Genomic DNA, 16,295 nt, shown 5'->3' on the forward strand with positions numbered 1-16,295 from the left:
CCAACCCTGTTATGCTATAGCTATTATCCAAATGTTAAAACAAGGCCGAAGATGCTGGAAACATGCTTCGACCTTTTCCCACCAACATCGTAATGTTGACCGCCTCTCTGGAAAATCGGCGGTGGGAGTTGTAAATCATCGTGTTAAGAGATCTAACAATTACAAATCAATGAAAAAAAGACTTAAGATCATAAATCCTTTGTGGACAATTATGAAGGTGTCAAGTATACAATTATTTCTGTTGTTCATAGCTACCGCCTATGGATATGCGCATACCTCCGAAGCACAGGAGTTATTGACGCAGCGTGTATCTATACAGGTGCACCAAAAAGAGATTCGGGAAGTTCTGTCTTCGCTCGAATCAAGCACTCATTTGAAGTTCGTATATAGCTTACAGTTACTCCCTGTGAACCGTAAGGTTACGCTCAAAGTTGAAAATAAGAGATTGGATGAAGTGCTGGAAACCATGTTCTTACCAGACAATATTTCCTATAAGCTTATCAGAAATAAGGTTGTTATCAAAAAGATAGCACCAGGTACCGGTGAAACAAATTCAGCGGGTCAAACAAACAATTCTGGATCAGCAGAGGAATTGCCCGACCGAACTGTAAGTGGTACTGTAATGGATGATACAGGCAGCCCTCTTCCTGGTGTAAACATTGCCATCAAGGGTACTACATCGGGTACCTCCACTGATGTTGAAGGGCGGTTTTCTCTGACAATACCCAATGACAATGTCACTCTTGTATTTTCCTTCGTTGGTTACAATGCACAGGAAATTCAGCCGGGAACACAAACTACTCTTCAGGTTACCCTGACTCAGGACACAAAAGCTCTGGATGAAGTGGTAGTGGTAGGTTATGGAACTACAAAGAAAAGTGATATCACAGGTGCGGTAGCTTCTGTAAAAGCGGAGCAAATTACGAAGATTGCCACCGTCAATCCGTTACAGGGAATCCAGGGCCGTGTTCCGGGTGTTAACATTGTTAGTCAGTCAGGTGAGCCAGGTGCTCCTGTACGTGTGCGTATCAGAGGTGTAGGTACGATCAATAACAGTGATCCACTTTACGTAGTAGACGGTTTTCAGACCAATGACATCAGCTTTCTGGCGCCAGGAGACATAGCTTCGATGGAGATTTTGAAAGATGCATCCGCGACTGCAATCTACGGTTCACGTGGGGCAAACGGGGTAATTCTGATCTCGACGAAAAGAGGGCAGAGTGGCGCACCAAAAATTTCTTTTGATGCCTATGCGGGTGTGCAAAAAGCCGGTAACAAGGTGGATATGCTTAACGCAAGTCAATATGCTACATTAAGGCTGGAATCATATGCAAATGATGGCACTGTACTTCCGGAGAATGGTGCTCTTTATCAGACACTGAATGATTTTCGTCAAAGTACTGATCCCGGTACCAACTGGCAGGATGAAGTAATGCAGACCGGCATTATGCAAAATTACAGCCTGAATGTAATGGGAGGTAATGAAAAACACCGTTACAGCCTTACCGGAACCTATTTTGATCAGGAAGGGATTGTGAAAAATTCCCCTGTAAAAAAGCTTTTCCTTCGTTTCAACAATGATTTTTATGTAACAAAATGGCTTGACGCAGGAATTTCAGCTGCCTACGCAAATACCGATAAGACTCAGTATTTCGGAGATCAGTACGGTGGTATTCTTACGAGCGCACTTTCAGTTTCACCATTGGCGAAGGCATGGGATCCTGCTACCAATTTCTGGGGCAGACGTCCTGTAGCTGAAGGTAATGCTACCAACCCTGCACGTATCGTTGATGAGTATAAAAACAACAAGGTTTACCAGAAACTGGTGAACGCAAATTTCTTTGCAGATGCCAAAATTGCAAAAGGATTAAGTTTCCGTACGCAATTTGGTGTGAACTGGCTCAATACACAGGATAAGCGCTATCTGGCTCAATACTTCCTGGCCAACGACGATCAGCGTCAGCAGAGCAGTCTTCGTGAAGGCAGAGGGGAAACATTGGGATGGGTATGGACCAATTATCTGACTTATACGAAGGAAATTGGCAAGCACAGCTTCACAGCAATGGCTGGTATCGAAAACCAGCGTACTACTTTTAGTGATATGCGTCTAACTGTTTTGAATGTACCTAATGATAAATCGCAGTGGTATTTGTCCGCTACAAAAAGTACTGACTATTTGCTGGAAACGGCTCAATCGGACGAGTCACTTCAGTCGTTCTTTGGCCGTTTGAACTATAACTTTAATGAAAAGCTATTGTTGACTGCAACGTTGCGTCGCGATGGTTCTTCGCGTTTCCTTCCTGATAACCGTTGGGGAACTTTCCCTTCATTCGCCGTAGGTTACAACCTTGCGGAAGAATCATTTATCAAAGCAATTCCTGCAATCAGTCAACTGAAACTCCGTGCGGGCTGGGGACAGGTTGGGAATCAGAACAGTGCTGCCAACTATGGCTACGTAACCACAGTTTCGGGTAACAATATGTATGTTTTTGGTAATACAGCCGTACAAGGATTTGCCCCGACTGTAGCGAGTAATCCAAACCTGAAATGGGAAACAACTACAAGTTCCAATTTTGGTATCGACGCAGGATTTTTTGGAAACAGCCTGTCACTGACTGCAGATTATTTTATCAAAAATACATCTGATATGATCGTACGCGTGCCTATTCCGGTATTTGCAGGTGTGGGACCTCCTTATGTAAATGCTGGTAGCATGGAGAACAAGGGGATTGAACTTGCCTTAAATTACAGAAATTCGATTAAGGATTTCACCTACGATTTGGGTATCAACGCAAGCAAAATCATTAATAATGTAAGTAATCTTGGTGGTGGAGAACCGATCGCGGGTGGTGACATCAATGGATTCGGACAAACTACACGTACTGAAGTCGGCCGTGAAATCGCTTATTACTATGGACTTAAAACGGACGGAATTTTCAGAACACAAGCAGATCTTGATGCGCATGTGAGAGAAGGGTCGCCGATCCAGCCGAATGCCCAATTGGGTGATGTAAAATTTGTCGATCTCAACAACGACGGTGTGATTGACAATAATGACCGCACGTACTTGGGAAGTGCAACACCAAATCTTTCTTTTGGTTTTAATGCCAACCTTGGCTACAAAGGTTTTGATCTGAGTTTCTTCCTGCAAGGTGTTACAGGCGTAGAGCTTGTGAACGGCTTAGGTCACTGGATGAACAATGCAAACGGTATGTTCAATTCTGTTGCAGAGAGATTTGACCGCTGGACTCCGGAAAACACAGATACTGATCAGCCAAGAATGACTCAGCTGAATCCAAATAACAACGATCAGTTTAGTGACCGTTTTGTAAGCAACGGAAGCTATATGCGTCTTCGTAACCTGACGTTGGGCTACACATTGCCTAAAACGATCACGGGCAAAATGGGTATGAGTAACCTTCGTGTATATATGGCAGCAGATAACCTGCTGACTTTTACCAAATACAAAGGAATGGATCCCGAAATAGGGGAATTCGACAGCAATCCGCTGAACTTCGGAGTGGACCGCGCTGCTTATCCGCAGCCACGTGTAGCACGTATCGGATTGAGCGTAAACTTCTGATAAAAGGATTCATTTTAAAATCTAAAGGTTTTGATTAACATGAAAAAATATAGTTTTCTAAGTCTTGTTATAGCGGGTATGCTCTCTCAGGGGTGCAGTGATTTTTTAGAAAAAGAACCACTTGGCCGTGAAACGGACAGCAATTATTTCTCCGACTCAACGAATACAATACTGGCAATCAATGCAGTGTACGATGTCGCTTCCTACGATGAAGGAAATGACGGATTGGGCAATTATCTTCCTCACAATTATGAGTGGATGTTTGGTGATGTACTTTCCGATGATGCTGAAAAAGGAAGTACGGCCAGTGATTTTATTGATATTCAGCATCTGAAAGAATGGCGGGCGCTGCCTGTCAACGGGCCGGTAAGTGGTGCGTGGGGTAACCAATGGATTGGTGTTTACCGTTCCAACTGGGTTCTTCAGAATATCGAAAATGCGCCTATCAGTACAGCGCTTAAAAACCGTATCAAGGGCGAAGCACATTTTCTTCGTGCTTACTACTACTTTTATCTTGTGCGTCTTTTTGGAGGAATGCCATTATTCTCTGAGCCGGTGAAAACCTCAGAGTATTCAACTACGAGCCGTTCGACGATCTCTGAAACGTATGCGTTCATTGAAGCTGACCTGCAAAAGGCGATCGAATTGTTACCGGAGAAAAATGGCTACGCTGCCTCAGACCTTGGACGTGCTACCAAAGGCGCGGCACGTGGCTATCTGGCCCGCGCAATCATGTACCAACTGGGTACGGATAATGGTAATAACCACAACTGGCAGCAGGTCTATGATCTGACGACTACCATTTCCCAATCGGGACAGTATGGTCTTACGGCTAACTATGCGGCTATTTTTGACGAGGTAAGTGAAAATAATACTGAATCACTTTTCGAGATCCAGGCTGCGGAATCAGGGCAAACCTGGGGGCCGATTAAAACAGGTACGACAAACAATGTGATCCAGAATAACCGTTCAACGTGGGGATGGGGCTTCAACAATCCGACTACCGATTTGGAGGCCGCGTTTGAAGAAAACGATCCCCGCAAAGCAATGACGATGTATGGAAACGGATATATTCTCTTTGGTGTAAGGCAGGTTGTCAACTTCCCGGATGAGAACATGACAGGATTCCTGAACCGCAAAGCGGCTATCGTACAGCCGGCACAGGCGTCGGCAGCTGGTCAGAATATCCGTAAAATGCGTTATGCTGAAATTCTGCTGATGAGAGCTGAGGCAGCCGCAGAACTAGGAAACGAAACCGTAGCACGCGAGGCAGTGAACCAGATTCGTCAGCGTGCCAAAAGATCAACTTTGCCTTTAGGCTCAACTTTGGGTGGTAATACCTACGCACCCACCAACATTCCTGCGACAGCTCTGCCGGACGTAGCGGCTACCGTAACGGGCACAGCACTAAAGCAGGCCATTGCGCATGAACGACGCGTGGAGCTGGGTATGGAGCAGCTTCGTTTCTGGGATCAGGTTCGTACAGGAACGTATATGAGTTCTCTTACCGGTGAAATCAGAACGCGTGCACAGCAGCACTCATTTCAGGGCAGTGTAAACCCGATTCCGGTACTTCCGATTCCTTTGAACGAAGTGCAAACCTGGGGATTGACTCAGAATCCGGGCTACTAAATCTGATTTGAGCTACTATCAGCAAGTTATCTGCATTGAGTAGCATTTCGGATGATAATTTTCAAAAAGGCCACTGCAAAAACTTTGCAGCGGCCTTTTTTGTGCTTTTTAAATTCCTTATTTCTACCGTATGTTCTGTTCCGATTATTCTTTAACCAGCAATTCAGGATATAAAGTACCGTCCGCCGATGGGAAATCAATCTTCAATAATTTGGCAATCAAAGGAGCAATGTCCTGCAGACCCATTTCCGGAACCACCGCGCCTTGTTTAATTCCCTTTCCGAAAGCTACAAACCCGGTTTGAATTTCTTTGAAATCCGGGAAGAAGCCATGTGTTCCGCCACTTGCAGCCCTTAGGAACTCCCCGGTAGCAGCACCGCTTACCGTAACTCCCTGTTTGGGAGCGATAGCAAGTAGTACGTTCGGATCGGAGCCAACTGCATCCAATGCCGCACGATCTTTAACTTCGAAAAGCGCCTTCTGATTTGCCGGTAACTTATCCAATAGTTGTTTCACTTTTTCAAGCGTCTTCGTATCGTTTTTGTCCTTCAGTTGCAAAAATGCAGAACCACCCGCGCTATGGAAATAGGCCTTCCAGTTTGCCTTGTTGTTAGGGTCATAAAGTCCTGCCTGAGACAACAGTATATTAGGGGCAATAGCCGTATGAATATCTACGAAACCATGATCTCCGGTGATAATAAATGTGGTTTTATCTTTGATTCCTGCCTTTTCGGTTGCCTCAATAATGGCTTTAATGCCTCTGTCAACGCCAGCCAATGACGAACGCACCTTATCTCCATCGCGGCCTTGCTCGTGCTCAAAATGATCTACAGCAACAAGGTGTACTGCAAGGAATGAAGGCTTATACTTACGGATCAGATAACCACTGATTCTCGACATGTTGTCGTCTATGCTCAGATAATCGCCGTCAAAGTCGATTTCTTCCAGTTTGCCTGTAGCCTTTTGCTCGATTTCTTCATACAATCCCTTCGGAAAAGCGTTCTCGGAAAGCGCTTTCGTCATATTCCGTTTTCCGCCTTTTGTTTCAGGCAAATACCAATATTCAGGTACGTTGTAAGATGCAGGGCTACCCACAGATACCGGCCAGAATACCGAGGCGGTTTTCAAGCCCTTTTCCTTCGCAACACTGAAAATCGTTGGTACTTTAATCGTATTATATTCCCACATCCATTTCCCGGTAACTTCCAGAGGTTCCGAAGGTGTGTTGTAATAAACGCCATGTTTCAACGGTTTTACACCTGTAATCATGGTGGTATGTGAAGGGTAGGTAACAGAAGGGAAAACACCGGTTACTCCATCTGAATAGGCACCCGTTTTCATGCCTTGGCGCAAATTGACCATCGACCAGGTCGGATCTTTATAGAATTCCGGACGAAGACCATCAATGCTGATCAGAATCACGTGTGAATCCTGGGCAAATGCATTAAGGGAAAACGCAATAGCCAGAACTGAAAGTAGTTTTTTCATTTTTGTTTTGAATCAATTGATAAAAAAAGGTGTGGTCAAATTATAGATGACCACACCTTCTAAGAATGGCCATTCATGACTGGAATGACCATTCTTGACTTCTTTTAAATATTAAAATGCGTATCTCAAACCGATCTGGATCTGGTAAGGGTTACCGTTCAGACTTGATACACCTGTTCCGTTACTCATTCCGTAATTGAAACGCTGAGCCGTTTTGTCAAATGATCTGATCGTGTAAAGGTTTTGCTTACCAAGGTTTGTTCCAACACCCCATTCTTTGTTCAAAAGGTTAGCTACGTTGAAGATATCAACAGATGCTTCGATACCGTGGTTTTTGTAGAAATTGAACTTCTTAGCAAGTCTAAGGTCAAATACACCGTAGAAACCGTTGATACCACCGTTACGCTCAGCCATTTTACCCATATCTCTCATGATATAGTCTTTGATGCTTTGCTCTGCCTCAGGGTTGTTCAGGATATTGTTGATACCGTCGCGAACCACTTGTGGTGTTTCAGGACTGTTTGGATCGTAGATATAAGGCAAGTCGTTCGAAGAAACGAAGTCACCGTTCATGTTACCATTCACAGCCATTGAGTAGCGGGTACCACCGATACCTGAGTAACGAAGACCCAACGTCACACCCCAAATGCTTGGTGCAGTTCCGTAAAATACTACTTTGTTACGGAAATGGTTGTTAGCGTAAGTAATGCGGCTCAAATCGCGTGGGTCGTCATTTACCATCAAATCAAGCGTTGCTGTGTTAGCTACGTTACCGTTGTAGGAAGTATTGTCTTTCGAATCGTTCCAGGTATATGACACCGTGATTTGTCCATCCCTGAAGTAACGGTAAGTACCGTCGATCACCACTGCAACCTGGTTTTTCTTACCAATGCTGTTCAGCTCTAGTACACGTCCAACCTGCTTGGTCTTACGGCTTTCAAGCCAGTTCACAGCACCGTTTGTTGCGTTGATTGTACTGGCAGGAACATATACTCCACGGTTACCCTCAGCAGCAATGCGGAAATAAGGATCTTCTACCATGTTGCGGTCTATGTACATGTAGTTGTTGCGTGCCCATGAAGCATAACCATTGATACCTACACGAAGACGATCACTGAAAAAGTGGTTGTAAGAGAAGTTCGCTTTGTAAAGCACAGGGATTTTCGCGTCAACATTGTTCATGTTAATCGTAAGCAAACGCTCAACCCCAGGTATGTTAAACAATTCGGCACCCGGCGCTGAGGCAGGATTCTCACGGTAGCCAGGGAAATTTGGTTTTGGAACCAGAGCCCCCTGAATTTCCACAGCTGCTACTTTTGTTCCGTCGAACAACATATTGTTGATCATCGAGTAAGGGTTCAATTGAGAACCGAAGATACCTGCACCAAAACGGATAATGTCTTTGCTTTGCTCATTTACATCCCATGTAAACTGTACACGTGGCTGTAATTGCGTTGTATTGATCTTGTTATCTGTACGTAGTTGCAACTCGTCAAACACTACCTGGCTGAAATTAGCTTTGTTCAGGTATTGTGTGTTGTCCAAACGCAAACCTGCCATCATTTCAAGGCCACGAGCCAATTTTGTATCCATTTGTGCGTAAAGACCTGTCGCCAGAGAGTTTACGATAGAGCTTGGATCATCAAGCAAGTTGATCTCACGAGCGTAACGATAAGGAGTCTGATTGTTGAAGTTTTCAAGACCTGTGAAATAGAAACGACCATTCATTTCGCTACCATAAACCGACTTCATACGGTTGAACATTACGTCGATACCGAAAGTGAAGTTGATTTTACCTGTATTGTAGTAAAGGTTGTTAACAGCCTGGTAAGTCTGACCTTTGAACCACTCAGGAGTGTAGCGCTGACCGCCGATCTGGATCGCTGTAATATAGTTGTTGGTTCCCGAAGTCGAGTTGATGTTTTCAACAATAGCACGCGGAATGCTGGCAGCCGGAAGTTCGTTGCTTGGGGTTACCCCTTCGTACTGATAAAAATGCTGCACCTTTAGTTCGTTCGTGATCTTTGGGTTTATGATTGTACGAAGAGAAGCCATAATGCTGTTGTTGAGAGCTTTACGGTTTGCATAAGACTCGTATGAAGTAATGCTCGTGTTGTCGTTGTCGGACAGTAGGTCGTTGTCGCGAACGAAGTTGTTACGCACTGTGAGCAAGTTCTTCGAATTCAACTGCCAGTCAATTCTCGCAAAAATAGCGTCAGTACCTTTTTTCTTGCCAAAAGATCCGAATTGGGGATTGTTGGATACACCGTATTTTGATCTTGCAATATCAAGGAAATTATCCAATGTAGCTTGCGTCACACGGTTTGCAGCTACATCAGCATCTGATTGCAGGTTGGCAATAAAAAGAGGGCGGGCATCAGCCTGGTGATCCCATGCAATAAAGAAATGCGCTTTGTCTTTTTTCAACGCACCACCCAAAGACATACCAAATTGATTGGTAGAGAAATCCTGTGTTCTTTTGTTACCTCTTAGGTCATAACCACTTGACAGCCAGTCTGCACGCATGAAGTTAAATGCGCTACCAGTCAGTTTGTTAGTTCCTGCTTTTGTGACTGTACTGATCGTTCCGCCACCTGCACGTCCCAATGTTACATCGTATTCATTGGTCACTATTTTGAACTCGCGGATCGCTTCCATGGAAATGGAGTAGGCCCCGCCCGTAGTACCTCCTGAAACCGTACCACGTGACGACATCCCGTCAATTGTATAGTTGGTCGACGAAGCAAGCTGACCGCCGAGGCTGCTCCCATTACTCAATGGCGAAAGTTCGATCAGGGAGTTGAAGTTCCGGCCGTTCACAGGAAGTTTTTGCAAATCTTTCGCGCTTACAGCTGTTGACGAACCAAGTGTTACTACTGTGTTTTTCAAAGAGCTAGCCTTGATATCTACAGCCTCAAGTTCATTAGAAGCTACTTCCATTTTGAAGTTTAGCTTAAGCTGATCTCCCTGGTTGAGTGCATATCCGGTTTTTTTCTGTTCTCCGAAACCAATGAAGGTAACAGTAATAGAGTAAGGAGAGCCCAGAGGAAGCTGCTTTACGATATAATCTCCATTTACATCAGTAACAGTACCAGCGGTAAAACCGGTAGATTCATTTTTAATGTAAACTGTGGCACCTACGATCGGGCCGGCTTCTTCGGAAACCTTTCCTGTAATTGTTGCCTCATTACCCTGCCCGTAAATATAGGGTGAGCATAACAAGGTAGTAATCATGACAATTAGTCCGGTAATTAATCGATTCATTTTTGTTAATTAATAAGTAATAGATGTGAGTTGAAAAAATACATGACGATCCGCTCACCAGATTTTCTGGTGTTTCGGGTATTTAAAGTGGGAGAGTTATCTGATGAAAAAGAAAATTGGTGTGAGAGAACGCTGCCGCCAAAGGGTTGCTACGCCTCTCCGGTACATTTTAGATCATCAAATCTGATTCGTTTTCTTATACGATCGGCTGATTTTTCTGCCGCAAAAGTAGACTTGTAATATTATGCTTGTGTGAATCATTCATTAACGCTTGGTTAATCTTTGGGGGCTTTAAAATATCACTTACCAATGTTACTCGCAGGCACCATGCTCTGTGTAGAGTTCCGGAGGAGATTAAAGCTGGTTTACCTCACAGAATCTCTTAGCCATGCCATCCAAGCTACCCCTGGTTGAAGTCAAGCCATGTTAGATTCTTTAATTTGATCTCTTTATCTGAGGCCTGACCAGGTTTACCTTAGGATTTGAGATGGGCTCAACTTTACTTAACTTCCCCAAATAATATCTTTTCGGTACGTCAGCAACTTAATTCCAGGTATAAATATGAAAGCACAGGACATCATCAGGCTCCGGCTTTTTAATCAGAAACTCTCAAAGAGTTCTGAAACTACTCCAGCCGAAATAGTGTCTTGGTTCGGTGCGATGCAGGCACAGGACTTCGCTGGAGCAAAATGGTCGATAGGCCTTCGGGGAAAGGGTATGACAGAAATGGATGTTGGCAGGGCAATTGCTGAAAAGCAGATCATCCGCACCTGGCCTATGCGGGGTACACTGCATTTTGTTGTCCCGGAAGATGTGCGCTGGCTACTGTCATTGCTGGCTCCGAGAATCATTTCCGGTGCCGCAGGAAGACATCGCCAGCTGGAATTGGATGCACTTACTTTCTCCAAAAGTCAGGATATACTTGAGAACGCACTGCAAGGGGGAAAGCAGCTCACCCGTAAAGAAGTGTATGATATACTTAACTTGAACGGTATTTCAACTGAGGGGCAACGCGGCATCCACATTATCAATTACCTGGCCATGAAACAAGTGCTATGCCATGGCGCGCATCAGGATAAACAGCCCACTTATGCACTGCTCGACGACTGGGTGCCCGTGGGTCACGCACTCTCTACCGAAGAATCTTTGCATAGGGTTGCAGTTAAATACTTTCAAAGTCACGGCCCCGCTACACTGGCCGATTTTGTCTGGTGGACAGGTTTAAAAATTTCCGATGCGCGGCTGGCTCTCAACTCAGCATCCCCTCTCCTATCTTCCTTTGAATTCAACGGTCAAAAATACTGGTTTTCATCCGATCTGCCCGATCGGTTGCCTGCAAAGAATATCTCACTTCTACCCGGTTTCGATGAACTGATGCTAGGATACACGGATCGTAAACTATTGGTGCAGGAGGCACTACTGCCCAAAATCGTTCCCGGAAACAATGGTATGTTTATGCCGACCATCGTAATCAACGGCAAAGTGGAAGGCTTATGGAAAAGAACTTTTAAGAAAGACCGTATTGTGATCCAGCTCTTGCCGTTTGACAAAATACATGATAAATATAAAGACGACATTCTCCAGGCTGCCGGCCAATTCGGACATTACCTTGGAACGCCAATAGAGTTGTGTTAAACATCTTCAGAAATAGATAATCTCTGCCCCTCCGAATCAAATCAATGTAAGCCTGCATGAAGTTTGCCATTTTCCTTACTTAAATTCCGGATTTCGGTAAAGACTTAAAATTGATTAGTCATACTCAATCCTTCCTACTGTCAAATAGTCTCACAGTCGGATTAGCATATAGAATTTTTTTGAAGATGCTAAATCAATAGTGATTAAAAAGAGATCAAACAAATCGCTAAAATACGGCGTAGTTGGATTTAGTAACATTCAGTTGCGAACTAAGCAAAAGAGAACAGGTCGATTTTTGACTTTCCAGGCACACCGCTTTCACCAGAAAGAAATGAGCACAAAAATTTAACCAGTTACAATCCTATCATAAGGGTAGAAAAATTTATCATAATTGCTTCATTGACTGTGCCCCTGCACATAAATTGATACTATATACGTATGTTTGCTACAGCAAACTTAAATAGAATTATTTCTATTAAAATCAATACATATTACCGTGAAATATTTGCTTCGATTACTACTGCTTTTCATCCCTGGACTTTTTATTTTAAACAATTCAGGAACAGCTCAGACATTTCAGCATATTTCAGAGAAACCCGGTGCCCCTCAGGGTCTTGTTTATGCAAGTGCTCAGGATCCAACAGGATTCATGTGGTTTGCTACACTGTCTGGCATTTATAAATATGACTCCCATACCTTTAAACATTTCGTCCACAACCCGAAGGATTCTACCTCACTTGCTTCTGATTACACTAAATCTCTGATTTCGGATTCAAATGGCAACATATGGATTTGTACCAATAAGGGACTTTGCCTTTACAAAAACGCTACTGAAAACTTTGAAACGTTTAGACCGAACTCGCAAGATCCATCCTCCGTCAGTTCAGACCTTGTTCATTGCGTTTTAGAGGATAGGCAAAAAAACATATGGATCGGTACCAAAAAAGGTCTTGATCGTGCTGAAGTAAAAAATGGCAAAATACAGTTTACTCACTTTTTACAATCCAAATCCGGGAGTCCTTCGTATGCAGTCCAGGCTATTGCCATGGGTAGAAATCAGGAATTATGGCTGGCTACCTCTAATGGACTTGTGTGGTTTGACCGCGGAAAAACTAAAATTTATAAGGCTAGTACAGATACCAGACTACCATTAATTAATGACTTCAGATATATTTTTAACGACCACGCAGGGAATATTTGGCTGGGTATAAATAGAGGTGGATTGATGCGGTTCAGTATTTCATCTCAAACCTTTGAACTTATGTCCAGCTTCAAAAGTGCTGCAGGCGATTGGCCCGATCTCTCAGGATTTACAGGTGGCAGGCCAGGACGAGTATGGATGGCGACGATGTCAGGATTGGTAGACTTTGATTTGAAAACACATAAAGCTGAATGGTATGTCAACAATCCGGCAAGCGAGCAAAGTCTTAGCGACGACGTATTAATGTCTATATTCAAAGATCGGCAAGGTGGCCTGTGGATCGGGAACTACTATGGAGGACTGGATTATATGAATACATCCGTTCCTGCATTTTCCGGCTGGCCATTTTTTACCAACCGCATTACCAATAGCACGTTTAACAGTGCCTGGATGGGTTTAACACCGAACCAAAAGCCGTGGTTAATAGCAGGAGATAAAAGTAAGATAATACAATATGATAAAAACACTAATAAAACAACAATATACAACCTATCTATAGAGTTTGCACGAAACTTTAACCATTTCTTTGTTGATGATCACGATATGCTGTGGTGCGGAGGAGGAGGAAAACTTTACAGCTATGATATCAAAAAAGGCGCCACAAAGGCATTCCCTATGCCAGTTCATGAAGGCGTTCCGGTTGAAAAAGACATTGTATTCACTATCATGCAGGACAAACATCAAAAACTATGGCTAGGTGGTCCTTCTGGTGTATCATCATTCGACAAATCAGCATTAAAATTTCAGAAATGGGGTAACGATAAGGGGGTAACCAGCTTTTTTGAAGATTCAAAGGGAAACGTCTGGTTTGGAGCTAACAACCATATCGGAATCATAAGAAATGGCCGAGCTTACAATGAACGCATCTTACTTGAAAAAAATCCATCTACGGAAACAAATATAAAGAACGAGGTCTGGCGTATTTGTGAAGATGTAAAGGGTAGAATTTGGATAGCCAGCTCGAAAGGTTTGCAATATTATAACCCTCAAAATAAGAAGTTTAATTCTGTAAATAACAACTTCCATAGTCTATTAAAGGGTATAGGAGATGTACAGGCGGATAAAAAAGGCAACTTATGGATTGAGGCAGGAGACCTGATACGCTTCCATCCTGACTATGGAACAATTCAATCCTATAGCCATCTGGATGGGCTACCAAGAAAAGCGCCACTGACACTGAGAGGATCTCAAAAAAATGATCAAGGAATATTATTTTTCAATACCAACCAAGAGATGTTTTCTTTCGATCCAGAAAAAGTTTTCACTGATAAACAGCCTGAGAACATTGTCATCAGTTCGCTCAAACTTTTTAATAAGGACGTTAAAGCCAATGATGAAACTGCAGTACTCAAAAAGGACGTTGGGAGTGAAAAAAAGCTCACATTCAGGCACGATCAGAACATCTTTACGCTGGATTTTGCTCTGCTAAGCTATGCAAGGTCACATAAAAACATGTATCGCTATCAACTGGAAGGTTTTGATAAAGTATGGACCGAGACTTCGACTCCCTCGGCAACGTATATGAACCTACCTTTGGGCACCTATACTTTTCAGGTTAAAGCCGCCAACGGAGACGGCTTCTGGGTAAAAGATCCACTTAAGATAAAAATAACCATCCTCCCACCCTGGTGGAAAACCTGGTATGCCTACCTGTTCTACGTACTTATTGCGGGCGGAGCGATCTATGCGATCAACCGTTTCTTCTGGCTTCGCTCGTCGTTCCGGAAAGAAAATGCGCTGAATCAGGTCAAACTTGATTTCTTCACCAATGTTTCGCACGAAATAAGAACTCACCTCGCTCTGATCAGCGGGCCGCTTGAAAAAGCCTATCAAAATGCAAATGCTGACCAAACGATCGGAAGTTACCTCACCTACGCCCGCAACAATTCGGACAGACTGATGTTGCTTGTCAATGAGTTACTAGACTTCCGAAAGATTCAGAACGGAAATATTCAGCTTCGTGTAGCAGAACATAATGTGGTAAGAGTGATCCAAACCGTGGTCGCATCGTTTGAACATCTCGCCAAAGAAAAAAACATCAATACCACCGTTTTAAGTCCGGATACACGCGTTATGCTTTGGTTTGACATGGCACAAATGCAGAAGGTATTTTATAACCTGCTGAGCAATGCCTATAAGTTCACACCAGACGGAGGTAAAATTACAGTTCACATCGCTGAACTCTCCAACGAAGTAAATATCAGTGTGGAAGATAACGGCAAGGGCATGTCGCAGGAGCATCTGAAAAAGCTCTTTACTTATTATTATCAGGCAGATTCCGACAAACCCGGATATGGCATTGGTCTTGCACTTTCCAAAAGTATTGTTGAGCAACACCAAGGGTACCTCTATGCAGAAAGTAGCGAAAGCAGCGGGGAGACGCCCGGCGGAACCAAAATGACCATCCGGTTATTGACTAAAAACCGGCACTTCACACAGGCTCAGCTTACGCCGCGGGCTACCGGTCATTTGGATAATGTGTTCAGCCCCGTACCGGAAGCCCACAATAGCTTTGACACTCCTGAAAATACAAACAAACAAACCCTGCTGATCATTGAAGATAATGATGAACTGCGCGCTTTTATCAAAGAGTTATTTAATGCAGAGTACCATATTCTGGAGGCCGAAAATGGTCTCCGGGGATTGGAGCTTGCCAATGAACATTTACCGGATATCGTACTGTCAGATGTAATGATGCCGGGGATGAATGGTGTAGAGGTTTGTAATCAGCTCAAAAGCGCAGAACTCACTTCTCACATTCCTGTGGTGCTACTTACTGCCAGAACGCAAAATGAACAGGTTATTGAAGGACTGACCTTCGGTGCAGATGATTATGTTTTCAAACCCTTTGACCCGAGAATATTGGAGTTAAAGCTGAGTAATCTGATCAGATTAAGAGGTGAGCTGAAAAAACGTTACCAGCAAACACTGCTCAGTGACAGCTCTACTTCCAATAGCATTGCTCATGATGTCAACGACGCTTTTATCAATAAACTGAGAGCTATTGTTACCCAAAATATTTCAAAAACTAATTTCGGGGTAAATGAAATGGCCAGTGAGGCGGGCATGAGCGTATCAGTTCTATACCGAAAAATGAAGTCACTTACTGATATGACCGTCAATGAATTTATTAAAAATATCCGCCTCAACGAAGCAAGAAAGTTTCTTGAATCCGGTGTGTATCAGGTAAATGAAGTAGCCACCATTGTCGGATTCGATGACAGTAAATACTTCAGCAAGGAATTCAGAAAAGTATTTGGTAAAACACCTACAGAGGTAAGAAAGCAGGCTCCTCATAAAGAATAGTATTCTTATCCTGCACAGATTCGATTTGAACAAGTTTGTGTCGCAAATCGGATCACCGTCACAAGAAAAAAGGCATGAAAAAAAATCCCCATACCTTTCCATTTATCAGAGAGGCTGTCTCAAAAGGGCAGCCTCTTTTTGCTTTTATTGGGTTGTTTATTTTTTCGAAATTGATTATCTTTAGAT

Annotated in this window: 6 protein-coding genes; 4 read left to right on the forward strand and 2 right to left on the reverse strand. The window is 43.5% G+C overall.

What is annotated here, in order from left to right:
- Window positions 1–169 precede the first annotated feature (169 nt).
- Window positions 170–3,583, forward strand: a complete 3,414-nt coding sequence (locus tag DSL64_RS21730) for a TonB-dependent receptor (protein ID WP_158547964.1) — start codon at window positions 170–172, stop codon at window positions 3,581–3,583.
- Between the two features lie 39 nt (window positions 3,584–3,622).
- Complete coding sequence (locus DSL64_RS21735) at window positions 3,623–5,215, forward strand: RagB/SusD family nutrient uptake outer membrane protein (RefSeq protein ID WP_115833047.1); 1,593 nt, start codon at window positions 3,623–3,625, stop codon at window positions 5,213–5,215.
- Window positions 5,216–5,359: 144 nt separating this feature from the next.
- On the opposite strand, the gene DSL64_RS21740 is transcribed toward DSL64_RS21735, so the two are convergent.
- Together DSL64_RS21740 and DSL64_RS21745 are read right to left on the reverse strand one after the other, a co-directional pair.
- The gene (locus tag DSL64_RS21740) at window positions 5,360–6,703 is read right to left on the reverse strand and encodes an alkaline phosphatase family protein (protein ID WP_229217179.1); all 1,344 of its coding nucleotides are present in this window, start codon (window positions 6,701–6,703) and stop codon (window positions 5,360–5,362) included.
- Between the two features lie 111 nt (window positions 6,704–6,814).
- Window positions 6,815–9,967, reverse strand: a complete 3,153-nt coding sequence (locus DSL64_RS21745) for a TonB-dependent receptor (RefSeq protein ID WP_115833048.1) — start codon at window positions 9,965–9,967, stop codon at window positions 6,815–6,817.
- A gap of 561 nt (window positions 9,968–10,528) precedes the next feature.
- Between DSL64_RS21745 and DSL64_RS21750 the strand changes: the two genes are divergently transcribed.
- Together DSL64_RS21750 and DSL64_RS21755 are read left to right on the forward strand one after the other, a co-directional pair.
- A complete protein-coding gene (locus DSL64_RS21750; protein WP_115833049.1) occupies window positions 10,529–11,602 on the forward strand; it encodes a winged helix DNA-binding domain-containing protein in 1,074 nt (357 codons plus the stop codon).
- 505 nt (window positions 11,603–12,107) lie between these two features.
- Complete coding sequence (locus DSL64_RS21755; RefSeq protein WP_147300398.1) at window positions 12,108–16,109, forward strand: hybrid sensor histidine kinase/response regulator transcription factor; 4,002 nt, start codon at window positions 12,108–12,110, stop codon at window positions 16,107–16,109.
- Window positions 16,110–16,295: the final 186 nt, after the last annotated feature.

Origin of the sequence: Dyadobacter luteus (assembly GCF_003383615.1) — a bacterium.
GTDB classification, from domain to species: domain Bacteria; phylum Bacteroidota; class Bacteroidia; order Cytophagales; family Spirosomataceae; genus Dyadobacter; species Dyadobacter luteus.

Excerpts from the sequence above, each read along its gene's own strand:
- DSL64_RS21735 (WP_115833047.1), top strand. The coding sequence starts at position 3,623 with ATGAAAAAATATAGTTTTCTAAGTCTTGTTATAGCGGGTATGCTCTCT.
- DSL64_RS21750 (WP_115833049.1), top strand. The coding sequence starts at position 10,529 with ATGAAAGCACAGGACATCATCAGGCTCCGGCTTTTTAATCAGAAACTC.
- DSL64_RS21745 (WP_115833048.1), bottom strand. The coding sequence starts at position 9,967 with ATGAATCGATTAATTACCGGACTAATTGTCATGATTACTACCTTGTTA.
- DSL64_RS21730 (WP_158547964.1), top strand. The coding sequence starts at position 170 with ATGAAAAAAAGACTTAAGATCATAAATCCTTTGTGGACAATTATGAAG.
- DSL64_RS21740 (WP_229217179.1), bottom strand. The coding sequence starts at position 6,703 with ATGAAAAAACTACTTTCAGTTCTGGCTATTGCGTTTTCCCTTAATGCA.